Genomic DNA, 17,513 nt, shown 5'->3' on the forward strand with positions numbered 1-17,513 from the left:
CGGCTTAAAAATAAATTTCGCTTCCTTTTTCGGTAAATTCTTTCGATTTCTCCTGCATGCCTTTTGCCAAAGCATCTTCTGCTTCTACACCTTGTTTCGCGGCATACTCCCTCACGTCCTGCGTAATTTTCATCGAGCAGAAATTCGGACCGCACATGGAACAGAAATGCGCAATTTTGGCGCCCTCTGCAGGTAAAGTTTCATCATGAAACTCTTTTGCCGTATCCGGATCGAGCGAGAGGTTAAACTGATCTTCCCATCTAAACTCAAAGCGCGCTTTACTTAAAGCATTATCGCGGTATTGTGCACCTGGGTGGCCTTTGGCTAAATCGGCCGCATGGGCAGCAATTTTATAGGTAATTACACCGTCTTTAACATCCTTTTTGTTCGGCAAACCCAGGTGTTCTTTTGGGGTGACATAACAAAGCATGGCTGTGCCAAACCACCCAATCATGGCAGCGCCAATAGCTGAGGTAATGTGATCGTAACCGGGCGCAATATCGATCGTTAAAGGGCCTAAAGTATAAAAAGGCGCTTCGCCACAATGTTCCAGTTGTTTTTCCATATTGGTTTTAATCAGGTGCATGGGTACATGCCCGGGGCCCTCTATAATGGTTTGTACATCATGTTTCCAGGCTATCTTAGTGAGTTCGCCAAGGGTTTCGAGCTCCGAAAACTGTGCAGCATCATTCGCATCGGCAATACAGCCAGGCCTTAAACCATCACCCAATGAAAAGGCTACATCATAGGCTTTCATAATTTCGCAGATCTCCTCAAAATGGGTATACAGGAAATTTTCTTTATGATGGGCCAGGCACCATTTGGCCATAATGGATCCGCCCCGCGAAACAATACCGGTAATCCTTTTAGCGGTTAAAGGCACGTAACGGAGCAGTACACCGGCATGGATGGTAAAATAATCTACACCCTGTTCTGCCTGCTCAATTAAAGTATCTCGGAAGATTTCCCAGGTGAGGTCTTCGGCTTTGCCATTTACTTTTTCTAAAGCCTGGTAAATGGGAACAGTACCGATGGGCACCGGCGAATTGCGGATAATCCATTCGCGGGTTTCGTGAATATTTTTCCCTGTTGATAAATCCATAATGGTATCGGCTCCCCAACGGCAGGCCCATACGGCTTTTTCTACTTCTTCTTCAATAGTAGAAGTAACGGCCGAGTTACCGATATTGGCGTTAATTTTCACCAGGAAGTTTCGGCCAATAATCATAGGCTCGAGCTCGGGATGATTGATATTGCAGGGGATTACTGCCCGGCCAGCGGCTACCTCTGCCCTTACAAATTCGGGTGTAATGTAACCTTTTGGGGTATTTGCGCCAAAGCTATTGCCCTGGTGCTGGTGGTTCATTACTTCGTACTGCTCGCCCAGTTGTGCATTGAGCAGCTCAATCTGTTGATTCTCCCTGATGGCGATATATTCCATTTCAGCCGTAATGATCCCTTTTTTGGCGTAGTGCATTTGCGATACATTGGCGCCAGCCTGTGCTTTGTAGGGTTTATTGATGAAATTAAAGCGTAAGGCATCAAGCTTTTCATCGGCCAGGCGCTGTTGGCCATAGGCAGAAGATGGTTGAGGGAGTTCTTCAACATCAAGCCTGTCTTTTATCCATTGCTCCCTGATGCGGGGCAAACCTTTTTTTACATCAATAAGGGCATCAGGATCGGTGTATGGCCCGCTGGTATCGTAAACGGTTACCGGCGGATTGGGCTCGGTTAAGCCAAAGCCGTTATGGATTTTGGTTTCCGATAAACTGATTTCGCGCATGGCTACCTGGATATCGTGGATTTTTCCGGGTACAAATATTTTGCGTGAGGCCGGAAATGGGCTACGGCTGATGACTTCCTGGTTTGGGGTTTTTTCTTGTTTCATATGGGTAGAATCAATTATTGAGTGATTGAATGAGAGAGGGATTGAATTATTGAGTGAGAGAATGATTGAATTACAGAAAGGAGTGAATTAGCTATACTTTACATTCAATCATTCAAAATTTATTCATTCAATCAACCTCCCTGCGTGGCTTTTATGAGTATAACCTGATCGCCTGGATTTAGCACATGCCTGTCCCAATCAGATTTGGAAATGATGGTTTGGTTTACGGCTATGGCAAGGCCATTGGTTTCTGAAACGAGCACAAGATCAAGCATCTGTTCTATGGAACAGGCCTCGTTAAGAAGATGGTTTTGATTGTTTATAGTTACTTCCATATTTAAAAAATTGGAAAAACTATAGAGATTGCCCGTAGTTGGGTCGAAAAGACAGCAATTTATTGCTTTCACTTTTCCCTTCGGCAGTACTAACTGCATCAGGTTCAAAGGGTATTTCTCAGCACGTAGGCACCCCTAAAGTTTTTTGTAAATATATAAGATTAAATTTCTATTGCAAATAAAAAAATAAAAGAGCTGTTTTAGGTAGATGTATTATTTTTAAGATGAAGTGCTTGATCTTTATTTATTTTTTCTTCCCGACAGTATAGGTATAGATAGAATCTATATTTATTGCTTATAATATAACTAAAAATTAATCGAATAACTGATGGCCAAGCAAAGTTCATTTAACAGCAAAGTACACAGAGAGAAGGCGCAGAGGCCGTAGAGTTGGGTGCCAAGTTCTTTATCATATAAGGAATTGAAGAAAATATAAGACTATTGCTCTTATATGAACCTTCTATGGCTGATATGGTTCAATTTAAAAGATCCTGAAATAAATTCATGATGACGATGCACGGAGGATTGGGCCTTCGACTACGCTCTGGATGGTGATCGCAGAGATTACGCGTTGATCGACTTCTGACTCTAGACTCAGGACTTTAAGAAAAACCCCTATCTTCGTTGCTTTAAATAGAAACCTGAATATATGCAAAGCCTGTTAGCATTACAAAGCGGAAAACTTAAAGGAGCGGTATCGTTAAAGCTTTCAGAATCGCTTCGTTCTTTTCCTGAAGAAATATTCGATTTGGCTGATACACTGGAAGTATTGGATCTTTCTTTTAACAAGCTAAGTGCCCTGCCGGCAGATTTTGGGCGTTTAAAGAAATTGAAGATTTTCTTCTGTTCTGAAAACCTTTTCACGGTGATGCCAGAGGTACTAGCCGATTGCCCCTTGCTTGATATTGTAGGGTTTAAATCCAACCAGATTATAACGGTGCCAGCAAAATCGCTCAACCCTAATCTTCGCTGGTTGATTTTAACAAACAACAACATTGCCGAATTACCCAAAGAAATTGGACAGTGTAAGCGCATGCAAAAGCTAATGTTATCGGGTAATCGTTTAATGCAACTGCCCGATGAATTGAGCAGCTGCCATAATTTATCGTTATTACGAATAGCTGCTAATAAACTGCATGCGCTGCCTCAGTGGATTACCGCCATGCCAAAACTATCGTGGGTTGCATTTTCGGGGAACAACTTTAGTAAAACACCGGCTGTAGAAGCACTTTCGTCAGTTAATTGGCACGATTTAGAGATTAATCATTTATTGGGTGAAGGTGCTTCGGGTATTATTTCGAAAGCAAACCGGACTATTGGTGATGAAACTCAAGAGGTGGCGGTTAAAATATTTAAGGGCAATGTAACCAGTGATGGTTTGCCGGAAGATGAAATGACGGCCTACATTGCTGCGCGGGTTACCACCCCGGTTTGGTTAATTTAATTGGACAGATTGCCCTGCACCCAGAGGATAAAAAAGGATTAGTGATGGACCTCATTCCTCATCATTTTTATAACCTGGGTAATCCACCGAGTTTAGAAAGCTGTACCAGGGATGTTTTTCCGGCAGATAGGCAGCTGTCAGAAAAACAGTTGCTGAGTATTGCCAAAACCATCGCTTCTTTAGCTGCGCAATTGCACGGGGCCGGGATTATGCATGGCGATTTATATGCACACAATATCCTGATTGATGATGAGGGCAGTACGTTGTTCGGCGATTTTGGTGCCGCAAGTTTTTATGATCAGGCTGATGATGCGCTCGCCTTTGCGCTGGAACGGATAGAAGTTAGTGCTTATGGTTACCTGCTGGATGATTTACTTTCTTTAAAAAATGAAGCCGTAAGCAGTGCATGTTTAAATGCTTTGAGTACGCTACGAGATGCCTGCCTATTTACCTCGCCATTAAACAGACCTGGTTTTCAGGATTTGGTTAAGGCATTGGCTGATATTTAGCTGCAAAAATAGTCTCCAACTTTCATCGGAGGCTATCATGGCATATTCCAAAATCGGCGTCATCTCGACCGGAGCAAGGCGTAGTGGAGAGATCTTTGGATTATATTAAAAGATCTCTCCACTACGGTCGAGATGACGATTCGCCGCAGTCTATCACTGCAAAAAAGTCTAAGCCATTTATATTGATTTTAAATTTACCCTCAGGGTGACAATTTATATTTATAATACAGCCTTGATAGCTACCATGATCTTTGCATAAGCTTACATGTTAGCCTAGCTTAGGCCTTAGCAGCTATCAAATTATCGGGCATTGCTAAAATTAACCATCCATTGAATGCCAAACCTGTCTTTAAAACTGCCAAAGTAATCGCCCCAGAACATATCGTCCATTGGCATTTCGATGGTGCCACCTGCTGAAAGGCCGTTAAATAAGCGATCGGCGTCTTCGCGGCTCCCGGCATTGATATTAATGTACATATTATTACCTTCTTTAAGTACATGCCCCGCAGAAGGCACACAATCAGACGCCATTAAAGTTGTATGCTCATTAATGGGTAGGGCTATGTGCATGACACGATTTTTTTCCGCCTCGGTTAATTTGTCCGATTCGGGCATATCGCTCATTTTTGCAAAGAAGGTAAATTCTCCGCCAAAAACCGATTTATAAAAATTAAAAGCTTCTTCGGCCTTGCCGTCGAAGTTTAAGTAAGGATGCATGGTTGCCATATCTTATTTATTTTGCTTACAACTAAGTTACAGCGCTTAGCCATGATAATATGGGGGTGCTTGAGACAAATGTAAGGGCATTTTTGACATTGAAAAATGAATAGAATTTGGACGGTTCAGGCTTTATTGCTATTGCCATAACGCAGCTAATCTATTTTGAAAAGAATTGTTTTTAATGTTTTATTCATTCTCTAATGTTTTTGGTAATTGTTATTTTACAGATGAATAAAACTGAACAGAAATAAATCCTTCATCTTTTTCATCTTTGTATCAGGGTATTAAACATTTATTGAAATATTCTCAATCGTCCCAAAATAATTTTAGATTTGAGTGAACACGTCCTCTTGTGAGGGCGTGTTTTTTTTGCAAAAAAAAGCCTTTCATTGCTGAAAGGCTTCGCGTTTTAATCTAAATCGTCCCGTTGATTTAATTTTAACATGATAAATATAGTTATCCACATGTTAATATCAAAACTAAAAGGTAAAAATACCCCCTTATGGGTAGTGGTTTTCACTACACCGTGTCAATAAATTTTAATGTGGATAACTATTTGCTTCCTTCCATGCTCCATTTATAGCTGGGCAGCGTTACTAACAACAGGCTGGAAGCGCTTACTACAAAAACAGAATAGTTAAAAGGTGCCCTGTAATTTGCAAAGATGAGCATAGAGAGGGCAAAGGCAAGTGTGAGTAAAAAACTACCGATAGCCGCCAATTTAATCTTGAACCCAATTATAAGCATTATCCCAAAAACCAGCTCGCCTGCGGTGGCCAGAATAGCCATTACATTGGCTACCGGCCTTGCTAAAAAGGGCATTAAAGCGTTGGTATAATCTAAAAACACCGACCAGTTACCCCAGCCAACAGTTGGAGAACCTGGCGCACCCAACCAACCAAAGCGGTCCATAACAGGTAGTATAAAACCAATGCCCAGAGCGAGCCGAAGAAATAGTTGTGCAAAGTGTGGTATGTTTTTCATCTTGTTTTAACAGCTATTTTGTATTCAATGCACTGCAATTTAGTAACTATGCATCGCAATTTTCTTAATGTAGATTAAGAAATGAAAGCTGCTGCGCTATTTCAGCACATTAACAGATCAACCTAGAAACACTCTACTTCCCAAAACCGCGACCAGTTTTCGCCCACATCAAGCTTTATTATACCCTCTTTGTGTGTTAATTCCTGATTGTGGTTAATGCCATCGGCAACACCACACCAGGGTTCTAAACAAATAAAAGGCGCATCGGTAGCGGCCCAGATACCGAAGAAAGGAAATTCCTCAAAATGGAAATGCAGGCCATAATCATTTTTGGTGTTAAGCAAACTAATGCAGTTGCTTTGCAGGGTTTTAAAAACCAGCGCATCGTTATAAAACAGGCTATGTTTAAGGTTCAACCTGTGTCCACCCAGTTCAATGAGCTCCGTTTCGTTGGCTACTAAGCCATCTTCGAGTTTCCAGAAAGTTAATTTCTCATCGGTATTAAAGGCCAGGTAATAATCTTCGTAAACGGTATTGGGGGTATTGGGCACCGCAAATGCCGGGTGTGCACCAATGGAGAATAAAAGCTCGGCAGTACCTGTGTTTTTTACCTCGTAAGTTAAGTTCAGCTTTCTATCTATTAATCGATACCTCAGTTTCAGCTCAAAATAAAAAGGATATACCTTTAAGGTATCTTCGTTTTGGGTTAACGTAAAAACAGCTTCGGTTTCACTTATTTTTTCGAAATTAAAAACATGATCGCGGGCGAAACCATGACGGGGTAGCTCGTAGTTTTTACCCTGGTAAGTAAAACTGTTGTTTTTTAATGAGCCAACAATAGGAAATAAAACCGGACTGTGTTTTGCCCAATATTTAGGATTGGCATTCCATAAATATTCGAGCTTGGTTTCTTTACTAAATAAGCCTTGAAGTTCTGCGCCTTTAGCCGCCAAGCTAACTTTTATATAGTCGTTTTCGAGAGTTATCATTACCAGCTAAATTAGCAAAAAGATGTGCTTTAAAAACATCTTTTTTATTAATTTTGATCACTACATAAAGCTTATTAATGAAAAAGCTTTATGCTGTGTTTATTTTATTATCCGCGCATTTACTTCGCTCAAAAACAAAATTAGAAAACCTATGGCGATAGATTTAACAAAATTATCAAATGCAAAAGTAAAGGCCGCTATTACCGCTTTGCAAAAAGGTGATGAAAAAACATGGTTTCCTTTATTTGCTGCCGAGGTTGCCTTTTACGACGACGGGAACCAGATGAAATTTAATAATTTCTTTAAGAAAGCGCTGGGCCATGAGCGTTTTACCAGTATAGATAAAGTGGAGAACAACGGATTGGAAGTGTATGGCCATTTCCACTCGGACCAATGGGGCAATTTTAAAACCTATTTTAAATTTCAGCTGAATAAGGAAGGAAAAATAGCGAGGTTGGATATTGGACAAGCTTCTTATTAGTCCTGAGTCCTTATCAATCGATGATTAGACTCAAGACTATTGACTCAAGACTTTGGACTTATCCTTTCTCTTCCCAGATACAAGCGATATTAATAATGGTTTGTACAGCTTTTTCCATATCCTGTACGCTTACCCATTCTTGTTTACTATGAAAGGCATGTTCTCCGGCAAAAATATTGGGGCATGGTAAACCCATGTAAGAAAGTCGCGAGCCATCGGTTCCACCACGGATACTTTGTTGTTTGGCCACCACACCGGCTCTTTCAATGGCTTCAATACCATACTGCACAATTTTAGGATGCTGATCTAAAATCGGTTTCATGTTGCGGTATTGTGCTTTAATATGAAGCTTGTAGGTAGATTTTGGATACTTTTCCATTACCTTTTTTACGGTTTCTTCCAAAAATTGTCCATGTTCGGCTAGTTTCTCATCGGTAAAATCTCTGATGATAAACTGTGCTTCTGCCTCTTCTACCTGTCCGTTCATGCTTACCGGATGGATAAACCCTTCTTTTTGATGTGTTGATTCTGGAGTAAGTGTATCCTTTGGCAGCGAATCTAAAATTTCAGCAAGGATCTTAATGGCACTTTCCATTTTTCTTTTTGCAAAGCCCGGGTGTGTACTTACGCCATAAATTTTAAGGGTAGCACCATCCGCAGAAAAGGTTTCATCTTCAATAGAGCCTAATGTTTCCCCATCTATGGTATAACCAAAATCGGCACCTAATTTTTTTAAATCAGCTTTGTCTACACCACGGCCTATTTCTTCGTCAGGAGTAAAAAGAAGCTTTATGGTTCCGTGTTTTACCGCTGGGTTTTTCATTAAAAAGGTGGCCGCTTCCATAATTTCAGCTAAACCTGCTTTATTATCGGCACCCAATAAAGTTGTTCCACTTGCCGTGATAATATCGTTACCAATCTGGTGCTTCAGGTCTGTGTGTTCAGACAGTTTTATTACAATATTGTGATCATCAGGCAGAATTAAGTCTTGTCCTTGATAATTGTCATGAATAATCGGTTTAACATTTTCACCACTACAATCTGGTGAGGTATCCATGTGTGAACAGAAGAAAATTACGGGTAACTGCTTGTTTGTATTTGATGGGATTGTACCATACACATAGCCGTTATCGTCCATTTCGGCATCAGAAATGCCAATTTCTAACAATTCCTGAACCAATTCTTTGCCTAAGTTCTTTTGTTTCAGGGTTGATGGACAGGTAGGAGAATTTGGATCAGATTGGGTATCAATCTTCGTATATTTTATAAACCGCTGCTCGAGTGATTTGTTAAAGTTGGTGTATGTACTCATAATTCAAAGGTAAAAGTTATAGATATTCGATAAACATATTATTTTTGTAAAAAAACGATATGATTTTTAATTTGCTGAGAGCTACCTACATAACCCTTCTGCTTGTTTTTATAGGAAGTTTTTCTTTTGCCCAATCCAATTATTTTAAAATGTCGTACGGTTTTGGAGGAGGAATAAACAAATCTTATACTGATGTGTACAAGGGAAGTTTTGGTTACACAGCTTATGGCGTATTCGATTATCATATCACTCCATTTGTAACCCTGGGTTTAGAGGGGCAGTATGGCATGGTTCAGGGCGGAGATATAGAAACCGATCCGCATAACCGTCAGTTTGTAAACCAATATACCGCCATTACAGCCAATATAAAGCTAATGCTTGGTGAAGTGGTGAATTACGATAAAAGCGAGTTTTTATACAACATGAGGGGTTTGTACGTGGGCTTGGGCATTGGGGCTGTTAACAATAACATTACCGATATTGTAAGGTATAAACCAAGCTGGGCAGCATACGATCCTGGCTATGGGCCTTTTCCGGGTAAAGATAAAAGCTTGAACCTAATGGTACCCTTAAACTTCGGTTTTAATTATTACATTAATGATGGATACGGTTATATGCGGTATATCATCAATATCAATGCACAATCGAACTATACTTTTGGCGAGGGTTTGGATGGTTATAACGATTCGAGCGCCAAGTTCGAGAACTATTCGCCGGATGTTTACAACGTTTATACCATAGGCTTTAAATATATGTTTGGGACAATTAAATCTTATCGTAAAACACTTTAATAACATCATTTCATTTCTTAGATTTAAGCATGAGAAAATTCTTTGTGTTTTGTTTGCTCTCCATGAGGTTAAAAGCTACGGCACAAAAAACGCCTTTCGAATTAAGCGGTAAAATAGAGACGACCACTTACACCGCTGCAATAGCCTATTACGAAAACCTGACTAAAGCCTATCCGGAGGCCAAATTATTCACCTATGGAAGTACAGATTTTGGTAAACCTTTGCATGTATTGGTTTTATCGCGTGACCGGGTTTTTGATCCTTCGGAAATTAGAAAGCACGACAAAAGGATTTTATTGATCAACAATGGCATTCACCCCGGCGAACCAGAGGGTGTAGATGCATCGATGATGCTTGCCCGCGATCTGCTTAAAGCAGGTAAGCTGCCAAAAGATGTGGTGATCTGCATCATTCCCCTCTACAATATCGATGGCAGTTTTAGCCGTAGCGGAACATCAAGGGCTAACCAGAACGGCCCAGTTGCTTACGGTTTTAGAGGAAATAGCAAAAACCTCGATCTGAACCGTGATTTCATTAAAACTGATTCGAAAAATTCGGAAGCATTTCAACAAATATTTAACACCTGGCAGCCCGAAATATTTGTAGATACGCATACCAGTAACGGTGCAGACTATCAATATGTGATGACACTTATTCCTACACAAAAAGATAAACTGAACCCGATTCTTGCTGATTATCTGACTAAAACATTGGTGCCTGATCTCTATACCGGAATGGAGAAGATGGGTTACCCGATGATCCCTTACGTAAATTCGATAGGCGAAACGCCTGAAAGCGGAATAACCGGATTTATTGATCCCCCGCGTTATTCTACGGGATACACCACACTGCACAATACCATAGGTTTTATGCCCGAAACGCATATGTTAAAATCGTACGATTTGCGGGTGGATGCGACTTACAAGCTTTTGCAAACCTATATTCAGATTGTAGAACGCGATGCCAGGATTATCGGAGAGAATAAACGCAAGGCCGATGAATTTGTGGCTGCACAAAAGGAATTTCCTTTAGAATGGAAGCTCAATAAAACCGAGGTAAATGATTTAACCTTTAAAGGCTTTGAGGCCGGGCAAAAACCCAGTACGGTAAGTGGTGCCGACCGTTTATACTATGATCGCAGCAAGCCTTACACCAAAACCATTAAAGAATGGAACAAGTTTGAACCTGCGCTGTCTGTTCAAAAGCCGGTTGCCTACATTATTCCAAAAGCCTGGGACCGTGTAATTACCCTGCTTAAACTGAATAATGTTAAACTCAGGGTACTTAAGGCCGATCAGAAAATTGAAGTAGAAAGTTATTATATCGGCGATTTTAAAACTGGCACCCGCCCATATGAAGGGCATTACCTGCACTCGGGTGTAAAGGTAAACCCGGTTAAACAAAACATGCAATATTACGCCGGCGATTTTGTGGTATATGTTAACCAGCCGGTTAACCGGTATATTGTCGAAACGTTAGAACCTCAGGCTACTGATTCTTATTTCAACTGGAATTTTTTCGATTCTATTTTGGATATGAAGGAACATTATTCGGCATATGTTTTTGAAGACACGGCTACAGAACTGCTAAAAAATAATCCAGAACTCAAAAGTAAACTGGAAGCGAAAAAAGCTTCGGATGCCGAATTTGCGAAGAATGCGGCTGCACAACTTGATTTTGTGTATAAAAATTCTGATTATTACGAAAAAACACACAACAGATATCCGGTAGCCCGTTTGCTAACAGATGTAAAACTTGATTTAAAATAACCCTAATGGAATACTTCAATATCGCACCAGTTGCCTCCGTAATTTTCGTTTTTACCGTTATTACCAGTTTATACGCTTTCTATGATCATTCGCTTTATGGCAAGTTTATGCTGCACCCGTATAGTGTTGCTAAAGGACAGAATGTATACACCTTGATTACCAGCGGGCTTGTGCATGCAGACTGGATGCACTTGTTTTTTAATATGTTTACCTTTTATGCTTTTGCCTTTACACTCGAAAGATTAATGGGAAGCTGGCAGTTTGGATTATTGTATTTTTTAGGGTTGGTACTGAGTGATTTACCCACCGTTATTAAACATAAAGATCATTTTAACTACAATAGCCTTGGTGCCTCAGGAGCAATTAGTGCGGTACTTTTTAGCTATATTTTGTTTAACCCGATGTCTAAAATTTACATCATGTTTATCCCGATCGGGATTCCCGCGGTCGTTTTTGGGATTTTGTATTTGGTTTATTGTGCTTATGCTTCCCGCAATTCCAGAGATCATATCAATCATGATGCGCACTTTTTTGGTGCCTTAACCGGATTGATTTTTACTATCATTTTTGTTCCGGGTATTTTGCAGAACTTTATCGCCATGTTAACTGGTGGGAGATAGTTTAATTTCGTCATCTCGACTGAAGCATAGTCCCGAACTTTCGGGAGAGAGATCTATAATAGATTTCTCGACTTCGTTGCACTCCGCTCGAAATGACGATCACGTTAGGTTATCGAAAAATTAAAATCTGTGTTTATCTGTGCAAATCTGTGGTAAAAAACTACCCTGCAGTAGGCAAATAAGGCTTCTCGAAGAAACTCATTGGCTCGTCAGGGTTTTTAATAATCTCGAATACCACATAACCCCAGGGTTTCCAGAAGTTTTCCAATACCTGTGCATATACTTTATGTTGCCAAACATCAAAAAGCGGTTTGGTCATATTTCCCCGTAAAGGCATGGCTTCGATATAAATGGTACCTTCTACCGGCATAAAAGTATATTCGGGTAAACGGTTAAACAGATAGGCCGAATAATAAAAGCGGGCACTCAGCTCTTCAAACTGCTCGGCGGTTAAAGCTTTTCCTTTTATTTCGTTGATGATATCCTGATGATAGCGCTTATTAGTACCATTATCTTGTAAACAGGCAATGATACCAAAATCTTTCATTTTTAACGAGAAAGTTAAAGTGTTAATCTCATCACGGAAACTGAACGGTGTTTCTCCGTTTTCCAGTTTTACCACAGTGATAGACCATGGCGAAAAATCTTCAAACTCCAGGCTGGTATACAGGTTCTGCATCATGAAATTCAGGTTGGCAAATTTCATCATTAACGATTGCGACATGTTTAGGCCATCGGCAGTCATTTCCTTGCGCAGAGCCGAATGCATTTCGATGTACACGAAGCCATATAAAAATTTGCCGATCCAGTTAAAAAGATCAAGTTCTGGCAATACAGAAACGGCATCATAACCGGTTGAAAACGCGGCTTCAATCTTATGTTCGAGCGGGGTTAAAAACTGCTCGTTTACCTCACTGTTTACCGGGATAACCAATGTATTGTAAGAGCGGATACTCTCATCCAAAAACTGGATCTGCTCTTCGCCGCTTAAGCCGGCCTGTTCCAATAACCATTTTGGAATTAACGGAACCTGAATTACAGGAGAGTTAAAGGTTTTGCCGCTTAAAAAGCAGATTTTGTATAAAAAATCGAAGTTTTGGAAAGGATTGTATAAGCCGGTATTCATCACTGCAATATTAGCCATTATATTTTTAGGGCTTTGTACCGATATTTTATTTTAACGCAGGGATTACAACCACCTCACCCTGTTTGCTGGTTTGCTTTACCCACTTCAGCAGCTCCCCTCTCCTGCAGGAGAGGGAGACAAAGGACATTGCGGTACCAGCGACCTTGACAGGGTGAGGTGGGAGAGGTCTACAAGTTGTTATAATAGTAACTGATATCATCAACCAGCTGGTTATAAATCGGTTTGGTGAATTCTAAAAACAAAGTACTTGGTGGCGGAGGCAATTGCTCCCTCCTTCTGGTAATGGCCAGTTGCTGTTTGCTCAGTGCCCTGTCATCGCCTTTAAAGGTGGCCCAACTATCTCTCCATACATAAGTTCCAGGGAATTTTTGCTGGCGTACCAGCTTTTTTGTGCTCCAATCGGTAATGCTCATATCCAGTAAGCCCGATGAGGATATGTTCTTCTCGAAAATGCTTAAAGTAGCTTTAACGGTGGCATAAATAGGTTTTTTCTGACGGGTTTCGCCAATGACTACGCTGTCGCGTTTTAACTTTTCAACCCTTTCTTTTACATAGGTTTGGCCCACAACAAAATCGTCAAAGTTTAAGCTCAATACCTGATCGGGAACAATTTTTTGGTCGGTAGCCTGCGCCTCGCCATAAAAAATTACAAACTTATTTCTCGAGTAATTTCCAATAAACTGATCGATCTGCTGCTGAAAATAATCGGCGCTTAATTTGTACATGCCGCTATTTACAATAATGGGCTGTACCACAACCCTGGTTACTGCTGCCCAATAAGCATCCTCCATTTTAGCCTTGGCATCTTTATAATTGGGTTGAAGGCTCTGTGTTTTCTCGAACTCATAATAGGCTTTTTTTGCCGATGGACGGTTATTTTCTCTTAAATAGGCTAAACCCGAATTATATCTTGCTCCGGCAGCATTATACTTACTATCAGCAAGTTCATTGATGTATTTCGAAGGACCTGGAACAATAATTAAGCAGGTCGGGCAACTGTTAATGTCATCGGCCAATTGATTGATTTTTTGATAATCGTACATCACCGATTCCCATCTGAATAAATCGTTAGACATTTTCGCTTCTTCAATTTTTCGCAAATGGTCTTGCAGCGCTAAACCGTATGCTGTTTTTAACACTTCCATGGCCTCGCTATTTTTAGGCGAGTTTTGCAGCCTGCTTACTGCTTTGGCAACCGAAGCATCATAATCACCTTTTTGTAAGGCTTTTTTCCCTGTGGTACATCCTCCAATAATTATTAAGGATAAATAAATAAAATACCGTAATCTTGAAATGTTTTTCATGGCAGTGGTAGTTGCGTTAATAAACAAAGATAATTTGTAAGGCGATAATTACCTTATTTATTTAGAAGACGATTGATAATGAAGATTAGTTGCAGGCAATTTGAATTAGAATTAAAACATCCTTTTTCGATCTCGAAATTTACCCGTACCAGCACCCCTTTAATGTTGTTAAAGGTTGAACATGAAGGCGTAACGGGTTATGGTGAGGCCTCTATGGTGCCTTATATGGGTGAGGGTTACGAAAGTGCAGCGGCTTTTCTGAGCCTTGTAGATTGGGATAAAATCCAATATCCATTTGATTTCAAAGAAATTATTACCTATCTGGACAGTCTTGCTCCTGGCCAGCCAGCCATTAAAGCCGCCATTGATATCGCCCTTAACGATATTCAAGGGAAGCTGTTGAATAAACCTTGTTATGAAATTTACGGTGCAGATCCTGCTAAAATGCCGGTAACTTCTTATACTATTGGGATTGATACCCCTGAGGTAATCCGCGAAAAACTGAAAGATGCCGAAGCTTTTAAAGTGATCAAAGTCAAACTGGGAAGAGATAACGACCAGGAAATTATCGAAACGATTCGAAGCATGACCAATGTACCCTTATATGTGGATGCGAACCAGGGCTGGGCAGATAAGATTAAAGCGATTGATTTAATTTATTGGCTGCATAACCAGGGTGTGGTACTGATTGAGCAACCCATGGATAAAAACAACCTCGATGGGAATGCCTGGTTAACCGAGCGTAGTCCGGTTCCTTTATTAGCTGATGAGGCCGTACAGCGTTTAGCCGACATGGATAAACTGAAAGGTGCTTATCATGGCATTAACGTAAAACTGATGAAAAGCTGTGGCATGTACGAAGGGCATCAGATGATTTTGAAAGCCCGTTCTTTTGGGATGAAAGTACTGATCGGCTGTATGAGCGAAACCAGTTGTGCCACTTTGGCTGCGGCTGCTTTAGCTCCCTTATGTAATTGGGCCGATTTGGATGGACCATGGCTAACCAAGAATAATCCTTTTACCGATCCGGCTTTTGAAAACGGGAAGTATATTTTAAAAGATCAGCCAGGTTTAGGCTTAGAAGGTATTACTTCTGATCTTTTTCCTTAAAGCAAAGTAGAAATGATTGAATGACTAAATTATAGAATGATTGAAGGAGGAGTATGAGCGAAGAAATGATAGCTGCATTTTGAATAGGCGTTATATCATAATATTCACTCATTCAAACACTCACTCATTCTACCATTAAATTGCTACTTCTGATCTTTTTCTTTAAAGCTTTTTCTGATGTCTTTAGTAAGCTGATATTTAAAGTAGAACAAACAAGCCGTTGTACCTACCAAAAAACCAGCTGGAAGATATTTAGCATTGTTATAACACCATACTAATCCAAAAATAGAAAGGATAATGGCTAGGTTATAGAAGATATTTAAAGCAAATTTTTTACCCACGGTAGAAATGATTGAATGACGAAATTAGAGAATGCTGAAATTAGAGAATGATTGAATGAGAGAATGAATTTTGAATAAGCGATAATAACATTCACTCATTCAAAACTCAATCATTCTATCATTAATATACCGGCATGCTTGGATCAAAAGCTTCCTGCCAGGCTAAAATACCGCCTTTTAAGTTATAAAGATTGTCAAATCCGTATTGTTGCTCCAACTGCATTACTGCTGCTGCACTTCTTTTTCCACTGCGGCACTGAATAATTACAGGCTTATCTTTCGCAACCTTATCAGCCTCAATTAAAATTCCACCTAAAGGGATATTTTCTCCTTCAAGATTGGAAACTTCATATTCAAATGTTTCACGAACATCAATCAATTGAAAATCTTCTTTGTTATCGATTTTCTCTTTTAGTTCTTGTACCGATATTTCTTTCATTTTATTAAATGTATTTATGCAAATATAGGAAAATCCATTCTACACTGCCCATCAAAAAAATGCCATAAAATTTCACCTAAAACTGTAACAACTTTAACCCTTAGGCGTTTAATTATAAATAGTTACAAATGGACAAACTGAACCGTTTCTTTTGGTTTTGCTCTGGCGCTCATGTCGCGACGCTGGAAAAGTATCCTTCAGAACAAAATAAATATACCGGCATTGGTGCCACCATCTTTTTTACAGGCTTATTTGCAGCCCTTTCCGGGGGTTATGCCATGTATTTTGTGTTTAAAGGCGATGATCTGGCCGTAATTTTCGCTATTGTTTTCGGCTTTTTATGGGGTGCAGCCATCTTTAATATGGACCGTTATATCGTATCTAGCATTAACAAAAGTGCCAGTACCAATAAGCAATTGTTACAGGCCACACCGCGTATTTTGTTAGCCATTATGATCGGTATGGTCATTTCTAGACCTATAGAGCTTAAAATTTTCGATAAAGAAATAAAAGAGCGCCTAAAAGTAAGTTACCTAAATGGGCAGCGTGCTAAAATTGATACCTTGAACAAAGCTTTCGAGAAAAAATATCAGGTAGAATTTGGCAGGTTAAATCAACAGAAAGCCACACGGGACTCGCTTGAAAAAGGAATTAAAGCGGACAGACAGAAGCTTAATTTCGAGATTTTTGGTAACAAAACCACCGAAACTTCGGGTGTAATGGGCTATGGACCTTATGCCAAACGTAAGGAAGCCGAAATTGCACAACGCACGGCCGAATTAGATTCACTAAAAGCCACCATTAATAAATCAGAATCTTTTGTAGATAAGCGCAAAGAATTTGATGGCCTGTTTACTGAAAAACTGTACACTAAAAAACAGTTAGACAGTTTGTCGGATATTGCAGGTTTTGCCGATCGGAACTGGGCATTGGGGCAACTTAAATTTAATGTAGATGGCACACGCGATAACAATACCGCAATTGCCGTCACTTTTATCGGGCTGCTGTTTATCTTTTTTGAATGTTTACCCGTGTTTGTAAAACTGATGAGTACACGGGGACCTTATGACTATGCGATAGCGGATGGGGATGAGGTATCGATTTATCATTCTAAAAAAGACAAGGATTTCCATTTTGAGGTGGCCGATAATATCCACGAAACAAGGGTCGATTCAGAATCATCTAAAAAGAAAGAAATTATAAAAGGAAAAGCGTACCGCGATCTCGAAAAACACGATTGGGATAGCGAGGGGTAATGGTAAATGCAGAAGATGGTTCACGGCTGATGGTTAATAGATCATGGCCAAAATACCATTAACGATAAACCGTG

Annotated in this window: 18 protein-coding genes and 1 riboswitch; of the genes, 8 read left to right on the forward strand and 10 right to left on the reverse strand. The window is 40.1% G+C overall.

All coding sequences use genetic code 11. The features are described 5' to 3' along the window. Positions 1-4 precede the first annotated feature (4 nt). Both thiC and thiS read right to left on the reverse strand, forming a co-directional pair. Entirely contained in the window at positions 5-1,888 is a 1,884-nt protein-coding gene (gene thiC / locus QF042_RS02250; RefSeq protein WP_307524924.1) for a phosphomethylpyrimidine synthase ThiC, read from the reverse strand. Positions 1,889-2,019: 131 nt separating this feature from the next. Further along, the gene (gene thiS, locus QF042_RS02255; protein WP_307524926.1) at positions 2,020-2,223 is read right to left on the reverse strand and encodes a sulfur carrier protein ThiS; all 204 of its coding nucleotides are present in this window, start codon (positions 2,221-2,223) and stop codon (positions 2,020-2,022) included. A gap of 58 nt (positions 2,224-2,281) precedes the next feature. Beyond that, a riboswitch (TPP riboswitch) is annotated at positions 2,282-2,370 on the reverse strand. Between the two features lie 502 nt (positions 2,371-2,872). Here thiS and QF042_RS02260 point away from each other — a divergent pair. Together QF042_RS02260 and QF042_RS02265 are read left to right on the forward strand one after the other, a co-directional pair. After that, positions 2,873-3,667, forward strand: a complete 795-nt coding sequence (locus QF042_RS02260; RefSeq protein WP_307524928.1) for a leucine-rich repeat domain-containing protein — start codon at positions 2,873-2,875, stop codon at positions 3,665-3,667. Next, positions 3,655-4,176: a protein kinase gene (locus QF042_RS02265; protein WP_307524930.1), complete on the forward strand. Its 522-nt coding sequence runs from the start codon at positions 3,655-3,657 to the stop codon at positions 4,174-4,176. Before QF042_RS02260 ends, QF042_RS02265 begins: the two co-directional genes overlap by 13 nt. A gap of 300 nt (positions 4,177-4,476) precedes the next feature. Here QF042_RS02265 and QF042_RS02270 read toward each other — a convergent pair whose 3' ends face one another. From QF042_RS02270 to QF042_RS02280, 3 genes are all read right to left on the reverse strand, one after another. Continuing rightward, positions 4,477-4,902, reverse strand: coding sequence for a VOC family protein (locus QF042_RS02270; RefSeq protein WP_307524933.1), 426 nt, complete (start codon positions 4,900-4,902; stop codon positions 4,477-4,479). 546 nt (positions 4,903-5,448) lie between these two features. Continuing rightward, positions 5,449-5,880, reverse strand: coding sequence for a DoxX family protein (locus QF042_RS02275; protein WP_307524935.1), 432 nt, complete (start codon positions 5,878-5,880; stop codon positions 5,449-5,451). A 122-nt stretch (positions 5,881-6,002) separates the two neighbouring features. Further along, positions 6,003-6,869, reverse strand: a complete 867-nt coding sequence (locus QF042_RS02280; RefSeq protein WP_307524937.1) for an aldose 1-epimerase family protein — start codon at positions 6,867-6,869, stop codon at positions 6,003-6,005. Between the two features lie 151 nt (positions 6,870-7,020). Between QF042_RS02280 and QF042_RS02285 the strand changes: the two genes are divergently transcribed. Next, entirely contained in the window at positions 7,021-7,350 is a 330-nt protein-coding gene (locus QF042_RS02285) for a hypothetical protein (protein WP_307524939.1), read from the forward strand. Positions 7,351-7,408: 58 nt separating this feature from the next. Here QF042_RS02285 and pepT read toward each other — a convergent pair whose 3' ends face one another. Next, positions 7,409-8,662: a peptidase T gene (gene pepT, locus QF042_RS02290; protein WP_307524940.1), complete on the reverse strand. Its 1,254-nt coding sequence runs from the start codon at positions 8,660-8,662 to the stop codon at positions 7,409-7,411. A gap of 59 nt (positions 8,663-8,721) precedes the next feature. On the opposite strand from pepT, the gene QF042_RS02295 reads away from it, so the two are divergent. Genes QF042_RS02295 through QF042_RS02305 form a run of 3 tightly spaced genes read left to right on the forward strand, consistent with a single transcriptional unit; the run spans position 8,722 to position 11,842 of the window. Next, on the forward strand, positions 8,722-9,453 hold the full coding sequence (locus QF042_RS02295; RefSeq protein ID WP_307524941.1) for a hypothetical protein: 732 nt from the start codon (positions 8,722-8,724) through the stop codon (positions 9,451-9,453). A 29-nt stretch (positions 9,454-9,482) separates the two neighbouring features. Then, complete coding sequence (locus QF042_RS02300; RefSeq protein WP_307524944.1) at positions 9,483-11,222, forward strand: M14 family metallopeptidase; 1,740 nt, start codon at positions 9,483-9,485, stop codon at positions 11,220-11,222. Between the two features lie 5 nt (positions 11,223-11,227). Beyond that, positions 11,228-11,842 (forward strand): rhomboid family intramembrane serine protease, encoded by a 615-nt coding sequence (locus QF042_RS02305; RefSeq protein ID WP_307524946.1) that lies wholly within the window; start codon positions 11,228-11,230, stop codon positions 11,840-11,842. A 160-nt stretch (positions 11,843-12,002) separates the two neighbouring features. Here QF042_RS02305 and QF042_RS02310 read toward each other — a convergent pair whose 3' ends face one another. Together QF042_RS02310 and QF042_RS02315 are read right to left on the reverse strand one after the other, a co-directional pair. Continuing rightward, complete coding sequence (locus QF042_RS02310) at positions 12,003-12,986, reverse strand: hypothetical protein (protein WP_307524948.1); 984 nt, start codon at positions 12,984-12,986, stop codon at positions 12,003-12,005. A 170-nt stretch (positions 12,987-13,156) separates the two neighbouring features. Continuing rightward, positions 13,157-14,293 carry a hypothetical protein gene (locus tag QF042_RS02315; protein ID WP_307524950.1) on the reverse strand — a complete coding sequence of 379 codons (1,137 nt, stop codon included), beginning with the start codon at positions 14,291-14,293 and terminating at the stop codon, positions 13,157-13,159. A 78-nt stretch (positions 14,294-14,371) separates the two neighbouring features. On the opposite strand from QF042_RS02315, the gene QF042_RS02320 reads away from it, so the two are divergent. Continuing rightward, on the forward strand, positions 14,372-15,403 hold the full coding sequence (locus QF042_RS02320) for a dipeptide epimerase (protein WP_307524952.1): 1,032 nt from the start codon (positions 14,372-14,374) through the stop codon (positions 15,401-15,403). A 143-nt stretch (positions 15,404-15,546) separates the two neighbouring features. Here QF042_RS02320 and QF042_RS02325 read toward each other — a convergent pair whose 3' ends face one another. Further along, positions 15,547-15,744: a DUF6358 family protein gene (locus tag QF042_RS02325; protein WP_029277955.1), complete on the reverse strand. Its 198-nt coding sequence runs from the start codon at positions 15,742-15,744 to the stop codon at positions 15,547-15,549. 121 nt (positions 15,745-15,865) lie between these two features. After that, the gene (locus tag QF042_RS02330) at positions 15,866-16,183 is read right to left on the reverse strand and encodes a rhodanese-like domain-containing protein (protein ID WP_029277953.1); all 318 of its coding nucleotides are present in this window, start codon (positions 16,181-16,183) and stop codon (positions 15,866-15,868) included. 128 nt (positions 16,184-16,311) lie between these two features. Between QF042_RS02330 and QF042_RS02335 the strand changes: the two genes are divergently transcribed. Then, positions 16,312-17,439, forward strand: coding sequence for a DUF4407 domain-containing protein (locus tag QF042_RS02335; protein WP_307524959.1), 1,128 nt, complete (start codon positions 16,312-16,314; stop codon positions 17,437-17,439). The last annotated feature ends 74 nt before the right edge of the window (positions 17,440-17,513 follow it).

The organism is Pedobacter sp. W3I1, assembly GCF_030816015.1.
Lineage (GTDB): Bacteria > Bacteroidota > Bacteroidia > Sphingobacteriales > Sphingobacteriaceae > Pedobacter.